This window comes from Tangfeifania sp. (genome assembly GCF_055108615.1).
This window is the reverse complement of record NZ_JBSQIC010000027.1, coordinates 1-18,968: the sequence shown is the minus strand read 5'-3', so window position 1 is coordinate 18,968 and position 18,968 is coordinate 1. Positions and strand designations below refer to the sequence as shown.

Here is an 18,968-nt window from a genome sequence, read left to right as displayed (position 1 = left end):
TCGCAAAGGCGCAAAGATGCCAAGGAATATTATTTCGATTTTGATCCTGCAAAATAGTGTTCTTTTTCTGAAAACAGTACGTTAAACGTGGTTAGTGAACCGTAAATTCGTGTAATATATTGCTGAAGGTTCACTTTATCTTCGTCAGTTAAAACTTTGTGACTGTTGATGTTTTGTTCCAGCACACGCAAACGGTCACGCAGCATCACAATTTTATGAAAGAATGCTTCCACCGGAATTTCTTTTGGCTTAAGTTCGGGATTTGCAGGTTGTAACAGCAATTTACCGCCGTGCCATTTTTCACCCAACGGAACCACTTCGCTTAAAGCTCCGTACTGGTCGAGCACATAAGTAAGAACCTTTTCAAAATCGGCGACCGAAAGTCCTGTTTTTGCAGGAGCTTCGTCGTTTTTTTCCAGAACCGTTAAATCGGTATTTCGTTTCGTGATTTCAATTTTGCCCCCTCGTTCAAAAAAAATCTCGTAAGCGGTAAGGTTGTTTTTACCGATAATTCCTTCGCCGTAGCGCGGATGTTCAACGCGTGTTCCGACCGTTAATTCTTCCATTGCTTTTCAAGTTTTAAAAATCGAAACATAAAAGTAAAAATAATTCAATCAGGAAAACATGTCAGAATAAAAAACTTCCAAACGTGTAAAATGTTATTTTTGTACGATGATTTTCAAATTACTGTTCGAGGGAATATTAATGGGTTTTCTATGAGCACTCGTCTGGTGGTTCAGTCTTACAGGAGTAATCAGTAAATTCAAGAATAAAATCAGCAAAAAAATATTTCTTCAGTTTAACCGGATTGCCGAAGCACTATAATTCTGATTGTATTAGGGACACTTCTTTTCTTTTTTCTGAATTAAATTTAAAACCGATTTATTTGAATGGTGAATCGGGTTCGCTGGCAAACATTTTGTAATTCATTTTATCGAGGATGCGCGGCATTACTTTAGAAAGAAATACTGTAAATTTCCCTTCAAGAAAAGTGAGTACCAGCTCTCTTTTTCGCTTTTCAACAGCTTTAAAAATATGGGCCGCACATTCTTCTGCCGGCATCATTTTGTTTTCATTCCGGGGAGTTTCACCCTGCATTTCGCCGTTGGCTTTCAGGGCTGATTTACGAATTTCGGAGGCGGTGAATCCGGGAGCAGCAATCAATACATGGAGTCCGGTTTTAAGATTTTCAATCCTGAGTGTTTCGAGGAAACCGCGCACCGCAAATTTTGAGGCCGAATATCCGGCACGCCCCGGCAGGCCAATGTATCCACCTACTGAGATTACTCCCACCAGAGAACCTTTCGTTTTTAACAGGTGCGGCATGGCAAATTTGGTGCAGTTTACCGTGCCCCAGTAGTTAACATCCATCACCTTGTGGAGCACTTCCATTTCGGTATTGTTGAATAATGCCCGCATGGAAATCCCTGCATTATTGATGAGTACATCGATTTGGCCAAATTTTTCTATCGCCTTATCTATCAGAAGCCTGCAATCATCAGGATTTGTAACATCAGTTTTTACCGGAAGCATTTTGCCGGGCTTCAATTTTTTTTGAAGCTCCAGGAGGCGGTCTTCGCGGCGTGCTGCAATAACCACATTCCAGCCTTCGTTAATGTATTTAACGGCCAGTGCCTTACCAATTCCGGAAGAAGCCCCGGTAATAATTACTACTTTATTTTGCATAAAATTCCCGAGCGGTTTGTTTTGACTGCGAAAGTACGAAAAAAACGAAACAGGGAAAGAAAAGATTTGTAATATAATTCAACAATAAAATAACGGCAGCATGCATTATTTGCCAAAAACAAAAGGCACCATTTCCGGTGCCTTTCTTTTTTACTTCAAATCGAGACAATACATCTCAACCCTAAAACAAAATTATTACTCATCTACGTTTTCTTCTTCATCGTCTTCCGGAACAAGCACAAAATCCTGCACTGTAACTTCTCCTTTATCAACAGTCACCTCCTCCTGCTGCTCTATATATTCATCCATGTCGGAAACCAGGGTATAATCCCCCGGAAGGATTCCAATCATTGCATAAAACCCTTCTTCGTTTGTAATGGCTGTAATCACCGTGTCTTCGCCCGAAAGAAGTGTCAGGCGGGCATTTTCCAGCAGGACATCAGTAGTATCGGAAACAATCCCTTCAATCTCGCCGGTTGTTGCCTGATAGTTGGCAACCGCCCTTACAACAGGTTTAAAAATAAACCCATTTACTTTCCCTTTACTCAGGTTTCCTCGCACCACAAACGAGCGGCTCACGTCAAAATCGAGTAAAACTTCTGCATAGCTGCCGTCGCCAACCGAAAGGTAAGGATCCAGCTTTATTTTCAACCCGCTGGCATCACCGCCCGGTACTTTTAAATCGTATTCTGTTCCATCGGTTAATACAATACCGGCATCAACAACATGCAATCTGATTTCGTCGTAATTGCCGACAGGAATTTCCTGTTCACCTAAAATAGCCGTTTGACCATTTTTCAAATCAAGTAAATTGAATGTCACTGTATCTTCCAGTTCAAACAGAATATGAGTGGAATCAGACTCGTGAATTTTCTGGCCTTCCTGCTCATCGATGCCGTCGTACCTTAGCATCTGGATCCAATCGACAGAAATGTTGGCCTCCGCCACATATTCAGCAGGAAACGGGGCATCGGTAAGTTTCAGAACCACGTATCCATTCCCGGGCTCGGTATCAGGATTCAAGTCAGGATCAGAAGTCTCGGTACAGCCGATGACAAATCCCATTATAGTCATCAGTGAAATAATACCTAAAATTCTCGTTTTCAACAATTGTTTCTTTTTTGTTTTCATAATCATTTTCATTTAATAGTTAAAAATTTTTATTCTGTAATCATCTTCAAATTCGTATTTTAACCGGAGCGATTCACACACAATTTGCAGTGCGTTTCCGAGGTTTGCGGTTTGGATGCTTCCGGAAAAAGTTTTTGTTATTCCGGGTTGTAAATTAATTTGAACTTCAAAAAAATCTTCAATTCGCTGAATAACTTCGGTGAGCGGTGCATTGGAGAAATTTTTAGAAAACAACGCAAAATCAGGAAACTGAACGGATTCATCAAACCTGCTTTTATTTGCAGAGCTTTCATCTCCCGCAAATTGCATCCCCGGCTCCAGCATCCACGATTCATTTTTAAATTCGGTTTCCACTTTTCCCTGGTAACATCTAACATTCAATCTACTATTGTTATCGGAAACCAAAAACCGGGTACCTAAAACCCGGACAATCCCATTATCTGTTTTAACAACAAAGCCATCTCCTTTTTCAACCTCGAAATAAGCTTCGCCTTCAAGTGCCACCTGCCGTTTTTTGAAATATTTCCCGAATTCGGCATCACTGCCGTTGTGCAAAACAATCCGCGAATTGTCGGGCATGCGGTAAGTCAATACGCCATCTTCATCTGCAGAAATGGTAACGGTTGCGGTAAAAAAGTAGAAAGCCAGTAAAACGGCAACCGTAGCAGCGGCCGAAATACTTGCGGCCCGGAACCAGTTGATCCGGCGAACAGATTTTGCTTCTTTCCGTTCAATTTTATTTAAAACAGTGTCCAGTACTTCCTCCTTGTCCATATTGGGTTTTACGTGGTACTGACTGATTAGCATATCAGCCTTTTCCGAAATTGATTGATTATTTTGATTCTTATCCATTAAGACAAAAAGTTTTCCCGAACACTATTTTTAATTATTTGTAACACTTACTATATCCACATCGTGAAAAATCCCCTACCCTGAAATGATTTTTTTTTGAAAGATAAATTGAATTTTTGAGCCATTTATCAACAAAACGCTACCAAACACAGCTCTCGAAAAGACCTTTAGAAATGTGATAATTTCTATTGAAACCTGACATTCATGAAAAAAACAGGAGTAAACCCGAGTGCAGAAATATCGGAACGCACGGTCATTGAACCTGATTCGGAAGAAAACCGAAGGTAATTTACTTCCACCACATTTTCGCGGTTAAAAACATTGAGTAATGAAACACCGCCATTTAAAACAAACCTCGACAGGACAACTTTTTTCGACAGTGCAAAATCGAGCTGTGAAAAATAGTCAGATCGTTGAAAACCTTCCTCTCCATTTGAAGGCTGCAACCTCAAAGCAGGCAATCCGCTTGCCAGTTGCCAGCTTCCGGTGAGGGTCCAGTTTCGCCAGTTCACCATTTCGGTAATCTTTATCCGGTGAAGACGGTCGTTGTAATCGGGAAACCAATCGCCACCCAGGATGCCTTCAGTTTTCACTTCGGAAGAGGACAGCGAATAGCTAATCATGTGGTTAAAATGGCGTTGTTTTTTCTGGATAAACAAGTCCAGTCCCTGGTTTTTCTCTTCGGTTTCATGGGGCAAATACGCTACGGTAAGGTCGTTACCTCTTCGAACTTCTTCAGCGAATAAATTTACCCTGCCCGATGCATTTTTCAGGTAGGTTTCAATATCGATAAACCATCCCCTGCTTTCATATTTAACACCGCCAATGTAATGTTGGCTTTTTACGGTCCCGCGTCCATCGTTTTCGGGCAGGTACCAAATCTGGTTAAAATACCCCTGGGTATCGAATCGTTTGATACCCGACAAAAACTGGTAGTAAACGCCGGACAACGCATAGATTTTGAGTCCGCTGAACGGATGAAATTCCAAACCACCGCGGGGTTGCCAGTAGGTTTTCCCATTTGCCAAATCGATATTGGTGCGCAACCCCCATCTGAAATGAAATTGCTCATTCAAATCGATGCGCTGCTGAAAAAAGGCATTCATCATTTTCAGCGTTGCATCACTGGCAATGGCATCAATTTCAATTTCGGCCCCGGTACGTTCCGCGTAAAAATCGTAAGTAAATTTATTGGCGGTGAATCCGGCTCCCGCCTCATTTTCAAAAATTCCCTTTTTGAATGTGGTTTCCCAGCCGGCCCTGAATTCCTCGAGATAATTGGAGCCATTATCAATGTCGAAAACTTCGCGGGTGAATGTGCGTTCTTTTGTTTTGGCAAGGCCTTTTCCCTTGCCAACCCCCTGCCCCGGGTTTTCAATTATTTCAGTAACCTCCTGTAGTTCACCGGTTTCATCAATCCGTTCACTTTCAAGGGTTGACATTCCGGCAGAAAGGGAATGAAACCAGTTGTCGGTTGCCTGCCATTTCCAGTTGAAACTCACCCCTGTATTTTTGCCATTCGTCCTTTCATTGCGGTAGTAATCGTTTGTCTGAATCAGCTCAAAATCCCTGCTCTGTTCATCGTTTCCATACAAAAAATTCAGGTTGAATTCCAGTTTTTCGGAAGGATGAAAACTGATTTTGGCATTCACATCGTTATATTTAACGGTAGGAATGATGGAGGAAGTAACCGGATTTTCCTCACTTGCAATTACATCGTCGATGAGCCGGTAATAGAGGTAATTTTGCCACTGATCGATAAACGACCGGCGCCAGGCTGCAGTTACCGAAAATTTTTCGGAAAGCGGAACACTTGCCAGCACATTTGTATTGAGCAGGTTGGCAGACACATCGAAATAAGGATTTTTGTTCTCGCCCGACTTCCCGGTTATTTGAATTAATCCGGCCACGCGGCCGCCATAAGCAGCATCGAATCCACCCCTGGAAACAAATGCCTGGTTTACAAATTTAGCGTTTAACACACTCATGTTCCCCAGCAAATGGTTGGTTTCGAGCACCGGGATTCCGTCGAGCAGCACCAGGTTATCGGTGGGTGAACTCCCCCTGATGGAGAGACCGGAAATGCCGCCCTGCAAAAAATTCACACCCGGAATGAGTAGCAATGCATTTCCCAAATCATCATTCGAAATTCGTGGGATTTCTGAAGATTTCAATGGGTTAAAACTGATTCTGTCCACATAAGGTGAGGCCTGTAAAACTTCTTTTTCGTAATGGATAACCTGAACCGGGCCTAACACAATTTCCAGTGGTTCAAGTGCAATTACCAAATCTTTTGAAGGCACCACCAATGTGTCAAGCCGCTGAAAACCGACATAACTTACAGAAATCAAAACTGAATCGGTTGCCGGTATTTCAAAGCTAAAAAATCCCAGTTCATTGGTCATCCCTCCCCTGTTGCCGGAAGTAGCCACGTTGCAGTAAATCAAATTTTCGCCGGTTGTTTTATCTTTCACAACCCCGGACAAAACAGCCGTTTTGGGTTTTGTCTCTTTCTTTTTCTTTTCCGAAACAACAGGCAAATCGGCTACCAGCACCCAGGTTCCGTCAATATTTTTCGACCGGATGAAATATTCTTCTTCCAGTAATTGCAAAAATTCCCCGAGCGTGGCATCCTTCAAATTAAAATTTGTTTTTATATTTTGAAAAGAACCGGAATTGAATGCAAATTTTAGTTCATACTGGTTGCTTATTTCCTCCAAAACCGATGACAGCGAATTTCCTTCCGAAATATAATTTATGACCGGATTCTGCGCTCCCACTTTCAGAAAAGCGATCATGAAAAACAAAATCAGGATACTATTTCGAATCGATCTTTTCAAAACCTTTTGCGTTTTCCGTGTTATCAAATTAGATTTTCTTGCCCAGTTTTTCATTCAGAACAGCTAACGCCCTGCTCATTCTTTTTTCAACAGCTTTCACACTAAGCTGCAGATTACCGGCTATCTCACTGTACGACATTCCGTCAATCCGGTGCATAAGAAAAACCGTTCTGCTTTTTTCAGGGATTTCTGAAATAACCTGCTGCAGTTTTTGGTCAAACTCCTTCATTTCCAGAATATATTCCGGCGATTTGTGTTCTGTATTTTCAAAAAAAGCCGACCGAAATTTCAACTCATTTTTCACCCGGCGTCTGCTTTTCAGAAAATTATTTTTTGCAATGGTAAATAAAAAAGCGCTGACTGTTTCCTCTTTCACGTCATCCTGTTTTTCCCAAAGCCGGAGAAAAACATCCTGCACCAAATCCTCAGCAAGCTCCATATCACCCGAAAGGTAATACAAGTAGTTCCGGATATATTCATAGTTTGCATTAAAAATATCCTTAAACCAGTTTTTTGCATCGGTTCTGTGTTTCTTCAAAATTTACACTTTATACTTTCAAATTTACTGAAAGAAAACCCAAAATTAGCTGTATTATTGCCAAATACGTATGCTGATTTTTTCAGGAACATCATAAAAAAGCCACAATCGCCAGCCTTTTTCGCTTTAACAATTGTGACAAAACCCCGTCAATATTTAATTCACTGGTTACTCTTTTACCGAAAATTTATAGATGGTGGTCGATTTAAAAACTTCGCCCGGTTGAAGTAAAGTTGAAGGAAAATCCGGCTGATTCGGACTGTCGGGGAAATGTTGAGTTTCGAGGCAAAAACCGGTACGTTTGGTGTAAGCCACCCCGCTGTTGCCAATTTCAGTACCCTGCAAATGATTTCCTGTGTAAAGTTGTACTCCCGGTTCGGTAGTGAAAACTTCCATATACCTTCCGCTTTCGGGTTCAAAAGCGCTGGCGGCAAAGGCCAGTTCGCCCGGCTCCTTGTTAATCACATAATTGAAATCGTAGCCGGCACCGTAATTAAGCTGAGGATAATCCGCATCAATACGTTCTCCAATGGTATGCGGCGAAGTAAAATCGAGCGGAGTTCCTTTTATGTCTGCAATCTCACCGGTAGGAATCATGTTCTCATCCACAACGGGTGTCGATTTGTCGGCATTTATAACCAGCACGTGGTCGAGGATTTGCCCGTTGCCTTCGCCTTTCAAATTGAAATAGCTGTGGTTGGTCACATTAATGTGGCAGGCTTTATCAGTAGAAACTTCATAGTCGAGTTTCAATTCATTATCGTCGGTAAGCGTGTAGGTCACTTTTACGGTTTTATTCCCGGGGAAGCCAAATTCACCGTCGGGGCTTTCGAGCGTAAACGTGGCCACATTTCCGTTTTTTTTGTAATCCCACACTTTGCGATACCAACTGTCTGGTCCCGAGTGCAAACAGGCCTCGCCATTATTTACCGGCAACTGATAGGTTTCTTCGCCAATGGTAAACTGCGCATTGGCAATCCGGTTGGCAAACGGCCCAACCACTGCGCCGTGACTTGCACCATAACGCTGGTAATCTTCAATGGAATTGAACCCCAGCAATACATCATCAAAGGTTCCTTCTTTATCAGGAACATAAACCGATATAATTTTCGCTCCGTAGTTGGTTAGTGTAACAACCATCCCGTTCTTGTTCTCCATTTTAAACATCCGGGTAGTTTTTCCATCAATAATTCCTTCGAAATCAGCTTTTGAATAAGGCATATCAATTTCATTTTCAGTAGTGCCGGAACACGCTGCAAACAGTGTAGCCAAAACTAATAGTGACAGTTTTTTCATAATTTTTTAAATTTGGTAATAAAAGTACAAAATCATTATGGAAATCAGGTTCTATAAATGCCATAAAACCTTAAAACAATACTGATTTGAACTTAATTTTAAAAAATTTACAAAGTAAGCAATGGGTTATTTTTTAAACCCCATATTCAAAAGTTTTAACTTTTATTAATACATTTGCTACTGAATATACAAAGTCTAAACATGAATATGGAGTTTTTTTTAATCCTATTAGCTGTATCCCTGAGCTTTATGCTGGTTGTTATTATCATTCCCCCCATTTTACGAGTTGCAAGAGAAAAAAAACTTTTCGACACAATTAATAACAGAAAAATCCATACAACTCCTGTCCCGCCATTAGGTGGAGTTGCAATTTTTATAGGCTTCGTACTAAGCACTATTGTTGCTACCGACGGTTACAGTTTTGAATCGCTCAAATACATTGTTGCCTCCATAATTCTCATGTTTTTTATCGGATTGAAAGATGACCTGCTGGCTATTTCAGCAAGGAAAAAATTTGTGGTTCAGATATTTGCAGCCATGTTGCTAATTTTATTAGGAAATCTGCAAATTACAAATCTTCATGGTATGTTTGGAATTTACGAAATCCACAGTGCTACCGGAATTTTACTGACCCTTTTTATAATTCTCGCCATTGTTAATGCCTATAACCTTATTGACGGCATTGACGGACTTGCCAGCGGGTTAGCCATATTTGCATCTTCGATCTTTGGAGGGTGGTTTTTTATCGTCGGGCATATTCAATTTGCAATCATGTCTTTCGCACTGGCAGGCAGTCTCGTCGGGTTTTCCCTTTTCAATGTATTCGGTAAAAAAAATAAACTTTTTATGGGTGATGCCGGGTCGCTGGTAATCGGGCTCGTAATATCGACAATAATCATAAAATTCAATGAATTTAACATAATAAAAAACGGGCAATATTCAGTAGTGGCGGCACCTGCAGTCTCTTTTTCCCTGGTTATGGTTCCATTAATCGATACTTTGCGGGTAATTACCATCAGGCTTTGTAATAAAAAATCACCATTCCATCCCGACAATAACCATATTCACCACCGGTTACTTGCCCTGGTTCCCAGCCACCTGAAAGTAACCACTATCATAATAATTACGAATGTATTTTTGATGGGTTTTGCTTTGCTGTTAAACATTTTAATGCTGGATGTAACCATTCAGTTTTTGGCTGTTTTTTTATTTGGCATTTTCCTTTCATTTGTACCATCCATGATTTTACGAATAAGGCATGTAAAAATTCCAGCAGAGGGAAAAATGGTTAAACATACTTCTTAAAATCCGATATTCCCCTGATTTCACAGACTCGTTTTCAACATTAAAAATAATTGAGATTCGGTAGTTCAGCGGTATCCTGTTTTTTCCAATTCCTGAAAATTTTTCCTGTTCTTTTCGGTTAAAGCTGTATCAGCAAGACTTTTTCTTCCTCTTCCCTGATGATGTCAACAGAGATAATCTGACCGGCCTCAAGGTTTTGCAAACGGTTCATGTAATCGTAAATGTTGCCCACTTTTTTTCCATCGATGGCCGTAATAATATCACCTTTTATCATTCCGCCCTTGTCGGCAGGTTTTCCTTTCGAAACGGCATCAACACGCAGTCCACGGTCTTCGAGGCCAGCATAATCGGGCATAATTCCCAGCGTAACTTTAAAGCGCCCCATGCTGCGCTGGTATTTGGCCCCGGCTTCCTGAAAAGTGAGCGCACTGTCGCGGTTGGCTATTTCAGAAATTAACAAGAAAGCGTACTCAACCACATTTTCCGCCCCTTCATAATTCAACAATTCAGCATCGTCGTTGGGTGTGTGGTAATCGGGATGCGCACCTGTTGAAATAAAAAATACAGGAATATCCTGAAGGTAAAACGAAGCATGATCCGAAGGGCCAATCCCCTCGCCTGAGAAAGAGAGCTCAAAGCCCGGGTTTAAATCATACAGTATTTCTTCTGTTTCTTGGGCTGTTTGGGTGCCTCCAATGCTCAAAGCATTTTCAGTTGTGTCGAGCCGGCCAATCATGTCGAAATTGAACATTGCCGTAATTTTTTCAATTTCCATGGGAGGATTTGAAGTGAACTTTTTTGAGCCAATCAGTCCCATTTCTTCGGCACCAAAAGCGGCAAAAATAATGCTCCGCTTGTTACTTTTTTCAGTAGCCAGTTTTTGGGCCAGCTCAATAATTCCGGCCACTCCCGAAGCGTTATCATCGGCACCATTGTGCACGGCAATTGTATCTAAAGCACGCGAACCCGATCCCGGACCTCCCATTCCCAGATGATCATAATGTGCGCCAACTACAATAAATTCTTCCTTTAATGCCGCATCATTCCCCTCCAGTAAGGCCACCACATTCTGCGATTCCGATTTATTCATCAGCACATTCACACTGGCTTCAACTTCTGCGCTGGTGGCAAATCCAACAGAACTGTTCTGTTCCAGAATTTCGGCTTCCAGTTCTTCCACGGTTTTGTTTGTTCCGGCAAGCATTTTATTGGCCACTTCGCGTGTAACCTGCAATACGGGAATAGAATAGCGACTCACGTTCTTATCGAAAAAAAGCGCTGACAGTTCATCGGTTTCACTAACTGACGGGCCTGCAACCAATAGTAAGCCGGCTGCATTTTTGTCGGAAGCCGTAAGCGCTTTTGCCCGCTCAGTGGAAAAGGGAATAAACGGGCTGTTGGGATTTTCCAAATCCGGATCGCCCTGAAGGGCAAGTATCCACTTCCCTTCCACTTCAAGGTTTTCAAAATCGTTCCACACCAGTGTGTCTTTGTTAACATCGAGCCCAAAACCGGCAAAAACAACCGGTGCTGTTACTGTACTGTTTGCTGAAAATGCATAAGGCGAGAAATCTTTTGCCACTTCAAAAGGTTCGTCGTCCACGCTAAACTGGTTGCCGTCGCCAATTTCTGCAGAAGAAACCAGTTCAAATTTTTGAAAACCCTGTTCATACAACAATTCAAGACCAGCTTTATCAAATTCATTCCGAATAAAACCGGCTGCCATCCGGCCACCTTCTTCGCCGGCTTTTCGTCCTTTCAGCGAATCGGAAGCCAGAATTTTTACACTTGCTTTAAGCTCTTCGGCAGTAATATCCGGATTGTAGCGGGTTGCGCAGGACGAAACGAAAGCAACAAAAAGAATAAAACCAATGGCTTTCGATATTTTAAAATTCATTTGTTTCATTTGTTTCATTTTATTTGGAACGGAAACCAAAAAGTAATTAATTAGTTTTTAAAATTCATGTAATTATAAGCATTAATCAGCGTATTAAAAAGGAGTTCTGTATATTTACGGTCGCAAAAAGAAGGGGGGATTACATTGATTTCATTTGGCACAAATTATTGGTTTTTTAAATTGCTGGCAATATTAATTGCAGCTGCCGGCATTGTTTTCATCCTTTATTTTAAGAACAAAGACAACAAGGAACTGACCAAAACCCAGGTTCGCATTTTAATGGTTTTGCGGTTCGTCTCTTTTTTCCTGATTGCCTTTTTGCTGTTGTCGCCGTTTATAAAAAACCTGAAACGTATTGTTCAAAACCCGATTGTGATTGCAGCATGGGATAATTCCGGTTCGGTAGTTGCCGATTCCGATTCAGCAACTGCAGCCCAGTCGGTTGCCGAAATCAAAGAGCTTGTCACCAGTGAGCTGGGCGACCAGTACACTGTTGTAAACTACACTTTCGGGCAGGACACCAAACTGGACGGTGACCTGAATTTTTCTGAAAAAAAATCAGATTACAGCCAGCTTTTAACCACCATCAGCAACAATCATTTTAATGAAAATATTGGAGCAGTACTCATTGCCGGCGATGGGATTTACAACCAGGGAATGAACCCGGTGAACATGACTGATGAAATTACTTATCCGGTTTACACAATCGGGATGGGCGATACCACTGTGGTTGCCGATGCCCGGATTCAGGATGTGAAGGTAAACCGGACTTCTTTTTCAGGCAACCGCTTTCCGGTTGAAATCGATACCCGTTTTTCAAAACTGGCCGGGCAGCCGTTAAAACTCTCGGTTTTTCAAAATGATAAAAAACTGGCCGAAACGGTAATTACACCGCCCAACAACGATTATTTCTTTTCGCACCAGTTTATACTCGACTCGGGCGACCCCGGGTTGAAACATTTTACCGCCACAATTGAAGCAACTGAAAATGAACGCAACACGGAAAATAATACGGCTGAATTCGTGGTGAATGTTTTGGAGAACAAGCAAAAAGTACTGATTCTTTCTGACGGGCCGCATCCCGATAACGGCGCGATAAAAAGCACGCTGGAACAACAACAATCCTACGAAGTTTCCATATTTACTGAAGAACCGTACCCTGCAAATTTGTCCGATTTCAACCTTGTAGTATTAAATCAGCTTCCCAGTTCGGGCATTTCAATGGCCGGCATTATTAATGAATCGCGCAACAGCCGGGTGCCTTTGCTGTTTATCGTAGGCAACAAAACATTTTTGCCCCAGTTGAACACACTGGCAACAGGTGTTGAAATTGACCCCATGCCCGGTTCACCGGAGGAAGCCCAGGCAATTGTCAATCCTGCTTACGGGACTTTCACACTTAGCGAAAATTTCAGGGAGGTTGTTCTACGCTTTCCGCCACTGCTCGTACCTTTTGCAAACTACAGTCTTGAGCCGGGTTTTACACCGTTGCTCTATCAAAAAGTAAAAAACATAGAAACATCGAAACCGCTGATTGCAACAGGCACCTTAAACGGCCGGAAAACCGGCTATATTTTTGGCGAGGGAATCTGGCGATGGAGACTTTACAATTACTATTTCAACCAAACACACGACGAGTTTAATGAACTGGTTAACCAGCTGGTTCAATACCTGGCACTTCGCGAAAATGAAGATAATTTCATGATTGATTTCCAGCCGGTTTATGCCGAAATTGACGACATTATTTTAAAAGCCGAAGTGTATAACGATGCGTTTGAGCGGATTACAACCGAAGAAGTCAACATTGATATTGTTAACGATGCCGGAGAAGAATTTCACTTCACTTTTGATGTGCAGGGTGACAACTACTCACTAAATGCCGGAAAGCTGCCGGTGGGCAATTACAGTTTCACATCGGAGGTGACTATTGGAAACGAAACCTACACCGAAACCGGCAGTTTTGCGGTGACTGCTGTTAATCTCGAAAACGTTGTAACCCGGGCCAACCACCGCATGTTGTATCAACTTGCTTCACAAAGCGGTGGCAACTTTTTCCTTCCCGGTCAGGCCAGTCAACTCGTTGACGAAATTGAGAACAGTAACCACCTTAAACCTGTCAGCTATTTTCAGGAAATGGTGAACGAACTGCTAAACCTGCGCTGGCTGTTCTTTGTTTTTCTTCTGCTGCTTAGCGTGGAATGGTTTTTGAGAAAATACTGGGGAATTTACTAATTGAGACTTTAAGCAATGAAAAAAAAATTCAGCAAAACAGGAAACTACTTAACAGTATTAATTTTTTTAATACTCGGCTATTCATGTGTTTCCACCCAGTCGTTGCTGATTGAAATACCCGAACCGGCTCCCAAAAATCTTCCGGAAAACATCCAGAGCCTTACCATTGTAACACAGGCAGTCGATAATAACTATTCCGATCTTTCGGCTGATTCACTTCAAAATATATTTTACGAAAAAAATTTCCGTTATGACACTGTTGTTTGCGACTTTCAAATGGTGGACACCACGATGAAAGCTTTGGGTGAACTTTTGTTTGAATCAGGAAGGTATGATTATGTCATTCCCGAGAACCGGTTTTTGCCCCCGCAAAGTAGTTCATTCTTCGGACTTCCGCTGCCCTGGGACACGGTAAAAAACCTTGCACAAACTTTTGAAACCGATGCCGTACTATCGCTCGATCACCTCAAAACCAGAGTAATCACCGATTACGGAAGTGAATCATATTTCGACCCCTTCCAGGATGGATTTTACTCGGCAGCCACCGCGCAAATGCAAATCATATACGAAGCACTGTTCAGGGTTTATGACCCGGCCCAGGAAAAAGTTTTAATGCGTGAATTCCTTCGCGACACACTCTACTGGGAAGATGCCGACGTATCGACCAGAAACCTCTTCACTAAATTTACACCGGTTAAACAAGCACTTACCGAGGCCGGAATTTCCATTGCCCTCGATTTTTCAGAAAAAATTTCGATGATTTGGTTCACCGAACAGCGCAAGTTTTTCATCAAGGGAAATGCTGAAATGAAACAAGCCACTCAACTGGCAAACTCTGGCGACTGGCAAACGGCCATTGCGCTATGGAAAGAGATCAGCGAAAATGCCGGTTCAAAAACATTACGAAGTAAAGCTCAATACAATATCGCCATCGGGAACGAAATTCTGGGCGATTTAGACGCTGCTATTTCGTGGGCACTAAAATCGTACAACACCATGTACCGCCCAATTACGTACGAATACTTACAGATTCTGAAAAGAAGAAAAAGCGAATTAAAAAACAAAAAACTATGAACCGCCTTTTATTGCCCATAATTTCACTGATGGTTTTATTTACGTCATGCACGGTTTATAAAGAATACCCCATTGAAGTTTACAAACCCGGCGAGGCAGCTGTTCCGCCAGCGGCAAACAGCGTGGCACTAATTTACCGTAATTTTAAATACCCAAACGATACCCTTCAGCATTTTTACAAAAACAACTACCGACTGGTAAAAGCGAAAAACGACCCCGAAGAACTGGACAGCATTATGGTTAATTCATGCCTGAACGGATTGGCCAGAGAGTTGAAACGCAGCAATACTTTCCAACAGGTTCATCTGTTTCCATACCGTTCGTTTAAACGCCACACGGGTGAACATTTGCCTGAATTGCCCGGTGAACTTACCAAAAAAATTGCCGGCACAACCCAGTCTGATTTACTTATCGCACTGGAAACATTCTCCTACTTTTTTGCCTCTTATCCTGAAAACTTTGAAATACCGGAATCGAACGAGGTAATTACCGCTGCGGTGTGGGGAATTTACGACCCCGAAAGGGAACGACTTATTGAACGCAAAACAATTATTGATACGGTTTTTTGGAATGGTTACGACAACCAGGGCAATTACCAAAAAGGCTACAATCCGCCGCCCAGGCTACAGGCATTGCAAATGGCATCGGCACTGGCAGGCGAAAATTACGCCAAACGGTTTCATGCATCATGGGAAACGGTGAACCGCATTTATTCAGTTCCGCCGCTACCCGATTTTGAACAGGCTGCCCTCTATTTTGAAGAAGGGAAATGGGATCAGGCCATTTCTTTATGGGAAAAATACACCGATGACAAGAATGGAAAACTGGCCATTAACGCTCGCTACAACATGGCACTTGCCTACGAATTGAAAGATAATATTCCATTGGCCGAAGAGTGGTTGAAAGCGGCATACGATTTGGCAAAGAGTTACCACAATCAGGACGAGCTGGAAATGATTCGTTCATACCAGAAAGCTCTCGAAACGCGTAAAAAAGATTTCAAAAAGTTAAATCAAACGCAAAATGAAGAGCAGCGTTAAGCTTCTGTTTGCTGGTTTAGCTGCAATGCTGGTGTTTTCCGGCTGCTATTACACTTGAAAACATTCAAACCATTGATCTGGAAGTTTTTGTGCCCGCCAGTATTGTTATTCCTCCCGAATATAAAAATGTGGCCGTGCGGTATAACAACAGCAATGCCCCGTTCAATCCCTGGTTTGCAGAATACTCAATTGAATCGGTTGCTGCACGCGATACAACAAACATTGACAGTATTGCTTCAGAAATCTATTCCCGGGAATTTTCTGGAAAGGCAACATCGCTAACAAGAACAAAAAAATTGCAGCCAAAAGTATGTTCAACATGGCGCTGGCCTCCGAAATGGAAGGTCACCTGGACGCAGCCATCGACTGGGCAGTAAAATCCTATCATGTATTTGGAGAGACAAACAAGCAGCATGCCGGTAATTGCAAAGAGTACATCCGCATTTTATCAACCCGAAAAAGAGATTTGAAAATCATCGAACAACAAATCCAACTTTAAAGTCACACCAAGTAAAAAGCAGCTACCCGTTTTTCAGGATAACTGCTTTCAATTTATTGCTTTGACTGAAAAGAATTCCGCAACTATTTCAGCTCCAGCATCACAATCGATTTAGCCGGGAGATTTACCTCCAATTGATTTCCATTTACTTTTACATCGCTAAACGATGCTGTTGAAACTTCTTCCGCTTCACCAAAATCGTTGTACGAATTTACTTTTTCACCGGTAATGATTTCGCCCCTTTCAAAACTTACATTTTCCAGTCCGCGCAGTTCGCAGGTTAAATCGAGCGCTTCATTCGGGTCGATATTGCTGATGGTGATGTGAATGGTTCCGTCTTCAGCTTTCGATGCCGAGGTAGAAATGGCCGGAATCGTCTCGCCGTCGTGCGAATAAAATTCAGATTTAACGTCAGTTGGCAGCAGCGTGGCATCGTGGTGCACTTTGTACATTTTGAAAACGTAGTAGGAAGGTGTTTTCACTATTTCCTCTTCTTTTGTCAGAATCATAGCCTGCAACACATTCACAGTTTGTGCAATATTGGCCATTTTCACCCGTCGGCAATATTTATTGAACAAATCGAGGTTTACGGCAGCCACCATCGCATCGCGCAGGGTGTTTTGCTGATACAAAAATCCCGGGTTTGTTCCCGGCTCCACATCGTGCCAGTTGCCCCATTCATCCACAATCAAACCTACGCGGTTTTGCGGGTCATACCGATCCATGATATTAATATGATTGCGCAGTAACTCATCCATAAACAGTGTTTTGCTCATGGTTAAAAAGTAGTCGCTTTCATCGAAATCGGTGGCCGAACCTTTGTTCCGCCAATTGTGGGTAACGGTGTAGTAGTGCAGCGAAATTCCCTGGAAACTTCTGCCCGGTGCCCCATCGCGCATCAACGTTTCCATCCAGTGGTAATCAGTACCGCTTGGGCCGCATGCAACACGGTACAGCCGGTTGTCCCCGTAATTTTTGGTGTAGGTTGAATAGCGCTTCATTTCGTTGGCATAATATTCAGCAGTCATGTTACCGCCGCAGCCCCAGTTCTCGTTGCCAACTCCCCAGTATTTTACGCCCCAGGGTTCTTCACGTCCGTTGGCTTTGCGCAGGTCGGTCATCGGGCTGATGTTGTCGGAATTGAGGTACTCCACCCACTGCGACATTTCCTGAACCGTTCCGCTGCCCAGGTTTCCGCAGATAACCGGTTCGGTATCGAGCTGGTTGCAGAGTTCCAAAAATTCGTGGGTGCCAAAATGGTTGTTTTCAGTCACTCCGCCCCAATGCGTGTTAATCATTGTCGGACGTTCTTCGCGCGGACCGATGCCGTCTTTCCAGTGGTATTCATCGGCAAAACAACCGCCGGGCCAGCGCAGGTTGGGAATTCCCATTTCGCGCAGGGCATCCACCACATCGTTGCGGATGCCGTTGGTATTGGGAATTTGAGAATCTTCTCCCACCCAGTATCCGCCGTAAATACAGCGACCGAGATGTTCCGAAAAATGGCCGTAAATGTGCCGGCTGATTTTTTCTTTGCCGAGATCGGTGTTCACTACAATTTTGTTTTGTGCAGTTGCAAACAGGGCTACCAGTAAAAATACGGGAAGTAATAATCTTTTGAAATTCATTTCAGTAGGTTTAAGATGAATAAAAGTAATTTTTACTACAAATATATAACTCTGTTATGGAAAAACAAACAAGAAACAGCTGTTTTAAAACTGAAGGTCTTAGTCATGAAGTTGTCTTGAACGTTAAATATTCCCTCGCAAAGCCCACAAAACAGGGAAGCGCAAAAAACGCAAAGGAATAATAATCAGCTATCTCTGTTTTGCGTTCTTGGCGAAAATCTTAGCGAACTTTGCGTGGAATAGACCCTTCGGACCACCTCATGACTACTTCCCCGCATAAACTACATTAAATTCCCTGCTGTAAAACATTCATTTTCAGGGTTACCTTTTACAATCTTTGGGAATATAAAGGTAAACACACAATACCAATTATTAAAAAAGAAAGGAAGCACGCAACCAAATTTTAACTTTTAGCATCTTAACAAACAAAGCATTAACTTTTAAAACCAATACTATGATGAAACACGGCCCATAATCCACTTTCCCCGGAAAACCACAAGGTGGAATTAATCCGGGAAAGATGCCAGCCAAAGGCAAAGGAAGTTACTCCAATTGCTTTCCTTCCCGATAACTTTCTGTTACTCTGAATTCAAATAGATACTGCTATAATTTGCTATTATCAAACACTTATTTAAACGTAAAAACCAATAAACTATGAATTCAACAATTTTAAACCTTTTTTTCTTAAAACGATTTTTTGTTATATTACTTTTCTTTCCTCTCATTTTAACCGCACAAACAGAAGAAGTTACATGGAATTACCCGGTACATCCCGGTACAGATGAATGGAAACAACTCAACTCTTTCTCAGAAAGACTAGCCCAACTTGTTAAAAATGCCACCCAAAATCAAAAAAAAATGCACAAATTTCGGTTATTTTATTTTGTAACTACCTGATAATCAATCATAATATTTTTGAAACCCATGTGTAGTCCCCGAATTCATTTGTT

15 protein-coding genes are annotated in these 18,968 nt (G+C 42.1%); 5 read left to right on the top strand and 10 right to left on the bottom strand.

The window, feature by feature from the left end:
• Positions 1–29: 29 nt before the first annotated feature.
• From ACTCNA_RS08025 to ACTCNA_RS07995, 7 genes are all read right to left on the bottom strand, one after another.
• Positions 30–566: a hypothetical protein gene (locus ACTCNA_RS08025; protein ID WP_462947387.1), complete on the bottom strand. Its 537-nt coding sequence runs from the start codon at positions 564–566 to the stop codon at positions 30–32.
• Between the two features lie 316 nt (positions 567–882).
• Positions 883–1,686, bottom strand: coding sequence for an SDR family oxidoreductase (locus ACTCNA_RS08020; RefSeq protein WP_462947386.1), 804 nt, complete (start codon positions 1,684–1,686; stop codon positions 883–885).
• A gap of 195 nt (positions 1,687–1,881) precedes the next feature.
• On the bottom strand, positions 1,882–2,817 hold the full coding sequence (locus tag ACTCNA_RS08015; protein WP_462947385.1) for a DUF4382 domain-containing protein: 936 nt from the start codon (positions 2,815–2,817) through the stop codon (positions 1,882–1,884).
• A 12-nt stretch (positions 2,818–2,829) separates the two neighbouring features.
• Positions 2,830–3,669 (bottom strand): FecR family protein, encoded by an 840-nt coding sequence (locus tag ACTCNA_RS08010; protein ID WP_462947384.1) that lies wholly within the window; start codon positions 3,667–3,669, stop codon positions 2,830–2,832.
• A 185-nt stretch (positions 3,670–3,854) separates the two neighbouring features.
• The gene (locus ACTCNA_RS08005) at positions 3,855–6,509 is read right to left on the bottom strand and encodes a TonB-dependent receptor (RefSeq protein WP_462947383.1); all 2,655 of its coding nucleotides are present in this window, start codon (positions 6,507–6,509) and stop codon (positions 3,855–3,857) included.
• Positions 6,510–6,537: 28 nt separating this feature from the next.
• Positions 6,538–7,047, bottom strand: a complete 510-nt coding sequence (locus ACTCNA_RS08000) for an RNA polymerase sigma factor (RefSeq protein WP_462947382.1) — start codon at positions 7,045–7,047, stop codon at positions 6,538–6,540.
• A gap of 168 nt (positions 7,048–7,215) precedes the next feature.
• Entirely contained in the window at positions 7,216–8,343 is a 1,128-nt protein-coding gene (locus ACTCNA_RS07995) for an aldose epimerase family protein (protein ID WP_462947381.1), read from the bottom strand.
• A 207-nt stretch (positions 8,344–8,550) separates the two neighbouring features.
• Between ACTCNA_RS07995 and ACTCNA_RS07990 the strand changes: the two genes are divergently transcribed.
• Positions 8,551–9,648 carry an MraY family glycosyltransferase gene (locus ACTCNA_RS07990; RefSeq protein ID WP_462947380.1) on the top strand — a complete coding sequence of 366 codons (1,098 nt, stop codon included), beginning with the start codon at positions 8,551–8,553 and terminating at the stop codon, positions 9,646–9,648.
• 118 nt (positions 9,649–9,766) lie between these two features.
• On the opposite strand, the gene ACTCNA_RS07985 is transcribed toward ACTCNA_RS07990, so the two are convergent.
• Positions 9,767–11,554 carry a M20/M25/M40 family metallo-hydrolase gene (locus ACTCNA_RS07985; protein ID WP_462947379.1) on the bottom strand — a complete coding sequence of 596 codons (1,788 nt, stop codon included), beginning with the start codon at positions 11,552–11,554 and terminating at the stop codon, positions 9,767–9,769.
• Between the two features lie 171 nt (positions 11,555–11,725).
• On the opposite strand from ACTCNA_RS07985, the gene ACTCNA_RS07980 reads away from it, so the two are divergent.
• Genes ACTCNA_RS07980 through ACTCNA_RS07970 form a run of 3 tightly spaced genes read left to right on the top strand, consistent with a single transcriptional unit; the run spans position 11,726 to position 15,891 of the window.
• Complete coding sequence (locus ACTCNA_RS07980; RefSeq protein ID WP_462947378.1) at positions 11,726–13,777, top strand: hypothetical protein; 2,052 nt, start codon at positions 11,726–11,728, stop codon at positions 13,775–13,777.
• 15 nt (positions 13,778–13,792) lie between these two features.
• Positions 13,793–14,851, top strand: a complete 1,059-nt coding sequence (locus ACTCNA_RS07975) for a DUF6340 family protein (RefSeq protein ID WP_462947377.1) — start codon at positions 13,793–13,795, stop codon at positions 14,849–14,851.
• The gene (locus tag ACTCNA_RS07970; protein WP_462947376.1) at positions 14,848–15,891 is read left to right on the top strand and encodes a DUF6340 family protein; all 1,044 of its coding nucleotides are present in this window, start codon (positions 14,848–14,850) and stop codon (positions 15,889–15,891) included. Before ACTCNA_RS07975 ends, ACTCNA_RS07970 begins: the two co-directional genes overlap by 4 nt.
• 64 nt (positions 15,892–15,955) lie before the next feature.
• On the opposite strand, the gene ACTCNA_RS07965 is transcribed toward ACTCNA_RS07970, so the two are convergent.
• On the bottom strand, positions 15,956–16,114 hold the full coding sequence (locus ACTCNA_RS07965) for a hypothetical protein (RefSeq protein ID WP_462947375.1): 159 nt from the start codon (positions 16,112–16,114) through the stop codon (positions 15,956–15,958).
• An 87-nt stretch (positions 16,115–16,201) separates the two neighbouring features.
• Here ACTCNA_RS07965 and ACTCNA_RS07960 point away from each other — a divergent pair, with 87 nt between their 5' ends.
• Positions 16,202–16,390, top strand: coding sequence for a hypothetical protein (locus ACTCNA_RS07960; protein ID WP_462947374.1), 189 nt, complete (start codon positions 16,202–16,204; stop codon positions 16,388–16,390).
• An 83-nt stretch (positions 16,391–16,473) separates the two neighbouring features.
• Here the strand turns inward: ACTCNA_RS07960 and ACTCNA_RS07955 are convergent, their stop codons facing one another.
• On the bottom strand, positions 16,474–18,018 hold the full coding sequence (locus ACTCNA_RS07955) for an alpha-N-arabinofuranosidase (RefSeq protein WP_462947373.1): 1,545 nt from the start codon (positions 18,016–18,018) through the stop codon (positions 16,474–16,476).
• Positions 18,019–18,968 lie beyond the last annotated feature (950 nt).

What these genes read in the sequence shown, in the direction of transcription:
- ACTCNA_RS08025 (WP_462947387.1), bottom strand. Translation starts at nt 566, where the DNA reads ATGGAAGAATTAACGGTCGGAACACGCGTTGAACATCCGCGCTACGGC.
- ACTCNA_RS07990 (WP_462947380.1), top strand. Translation starts at nt 8,551, where the DNA reads ATGGAGTTTTTTTTAATCCTATTAGCTGTATCCCTGAGCTTTATGCTG.
- ACTCNA_RS07995 (WP_462947381.1), bottom strand. Translation starts at nt 8,343, where the DNA reads ATGAAAAAACTGTCACTATTAGTTTTGGCTACACTGTTTGCAGCGTGT.
- ACTCNA_RS07965 (WP_462947375.1), bottom strand. Translation starts at nt 16,114, where the DNA reads ATGTTTGTTGTATCGCGTGCAGCAACCGATTCAATTGAGTATTCTGCA.
- ACTCNA_RS07970 (WP_462947376.1), top strand. Translation starts at nt 14,848, where the DNA reads ATGAACCGCCTTTTATTGCCCATAATTTCACTGATGGTTTTATTTACG.
- ACTCNA_RS07955 (WP_462947373.1), bottom strand. Translation starts at nt 18,018, where the DNA reads ATGAATTTCAAAAGATTATTACTTCCCGTATTTTTACTGGTAGCCCTG.
- ACTCNA_RS07960 (WP_462947374.1), top strand. Translation starts at nt 16,202, where the DNA reads ATGTTCAACATGGCGCTGGCCTCCGAAATGGAAGGTCACCTGGACGCA.
- ACTCNA_RS07975 (WP_462947377.1), top strand. Translation starts at nt 13,793, where the DNA reads ATGAAAAAAAAATTCAGCAAAACAGGAAACTACTTAACAGTATTAATT.
- ACTCNA_RS08015 (WP_462947385.1), bottom strand. Translation starts at nt 2,817, where the DNA reads ATGAAAACAAAAAAGAAACAATTGTTGAAAACGAGAATTTTAGGTATT.
- ACTCNA_RS07985 (WP_462947379.1), bottom strand. Translation starts at nt 11,554, where the DNA reads ATGAAACAAATGAATTTTAAAATATCGAAAGCCATTGGTTTTATTCTT.
- ACTCNA_RS08020 (WP_462947386.1), bottom strand. Translation starts at nt 1,686, where the DNA reads ATGCAAAATAAAGTAGTAATTATTACCGGGGCTTCTTCCGGAATTGGT.
- ACTCNA_RS08010 (WP_462947384.1), bottom strand. Translation starts at nt 3,669, where the DNA reads ATGGATAAGAATCAAAATAATCAATCAATTTCGGAAAAGGCTGATATG.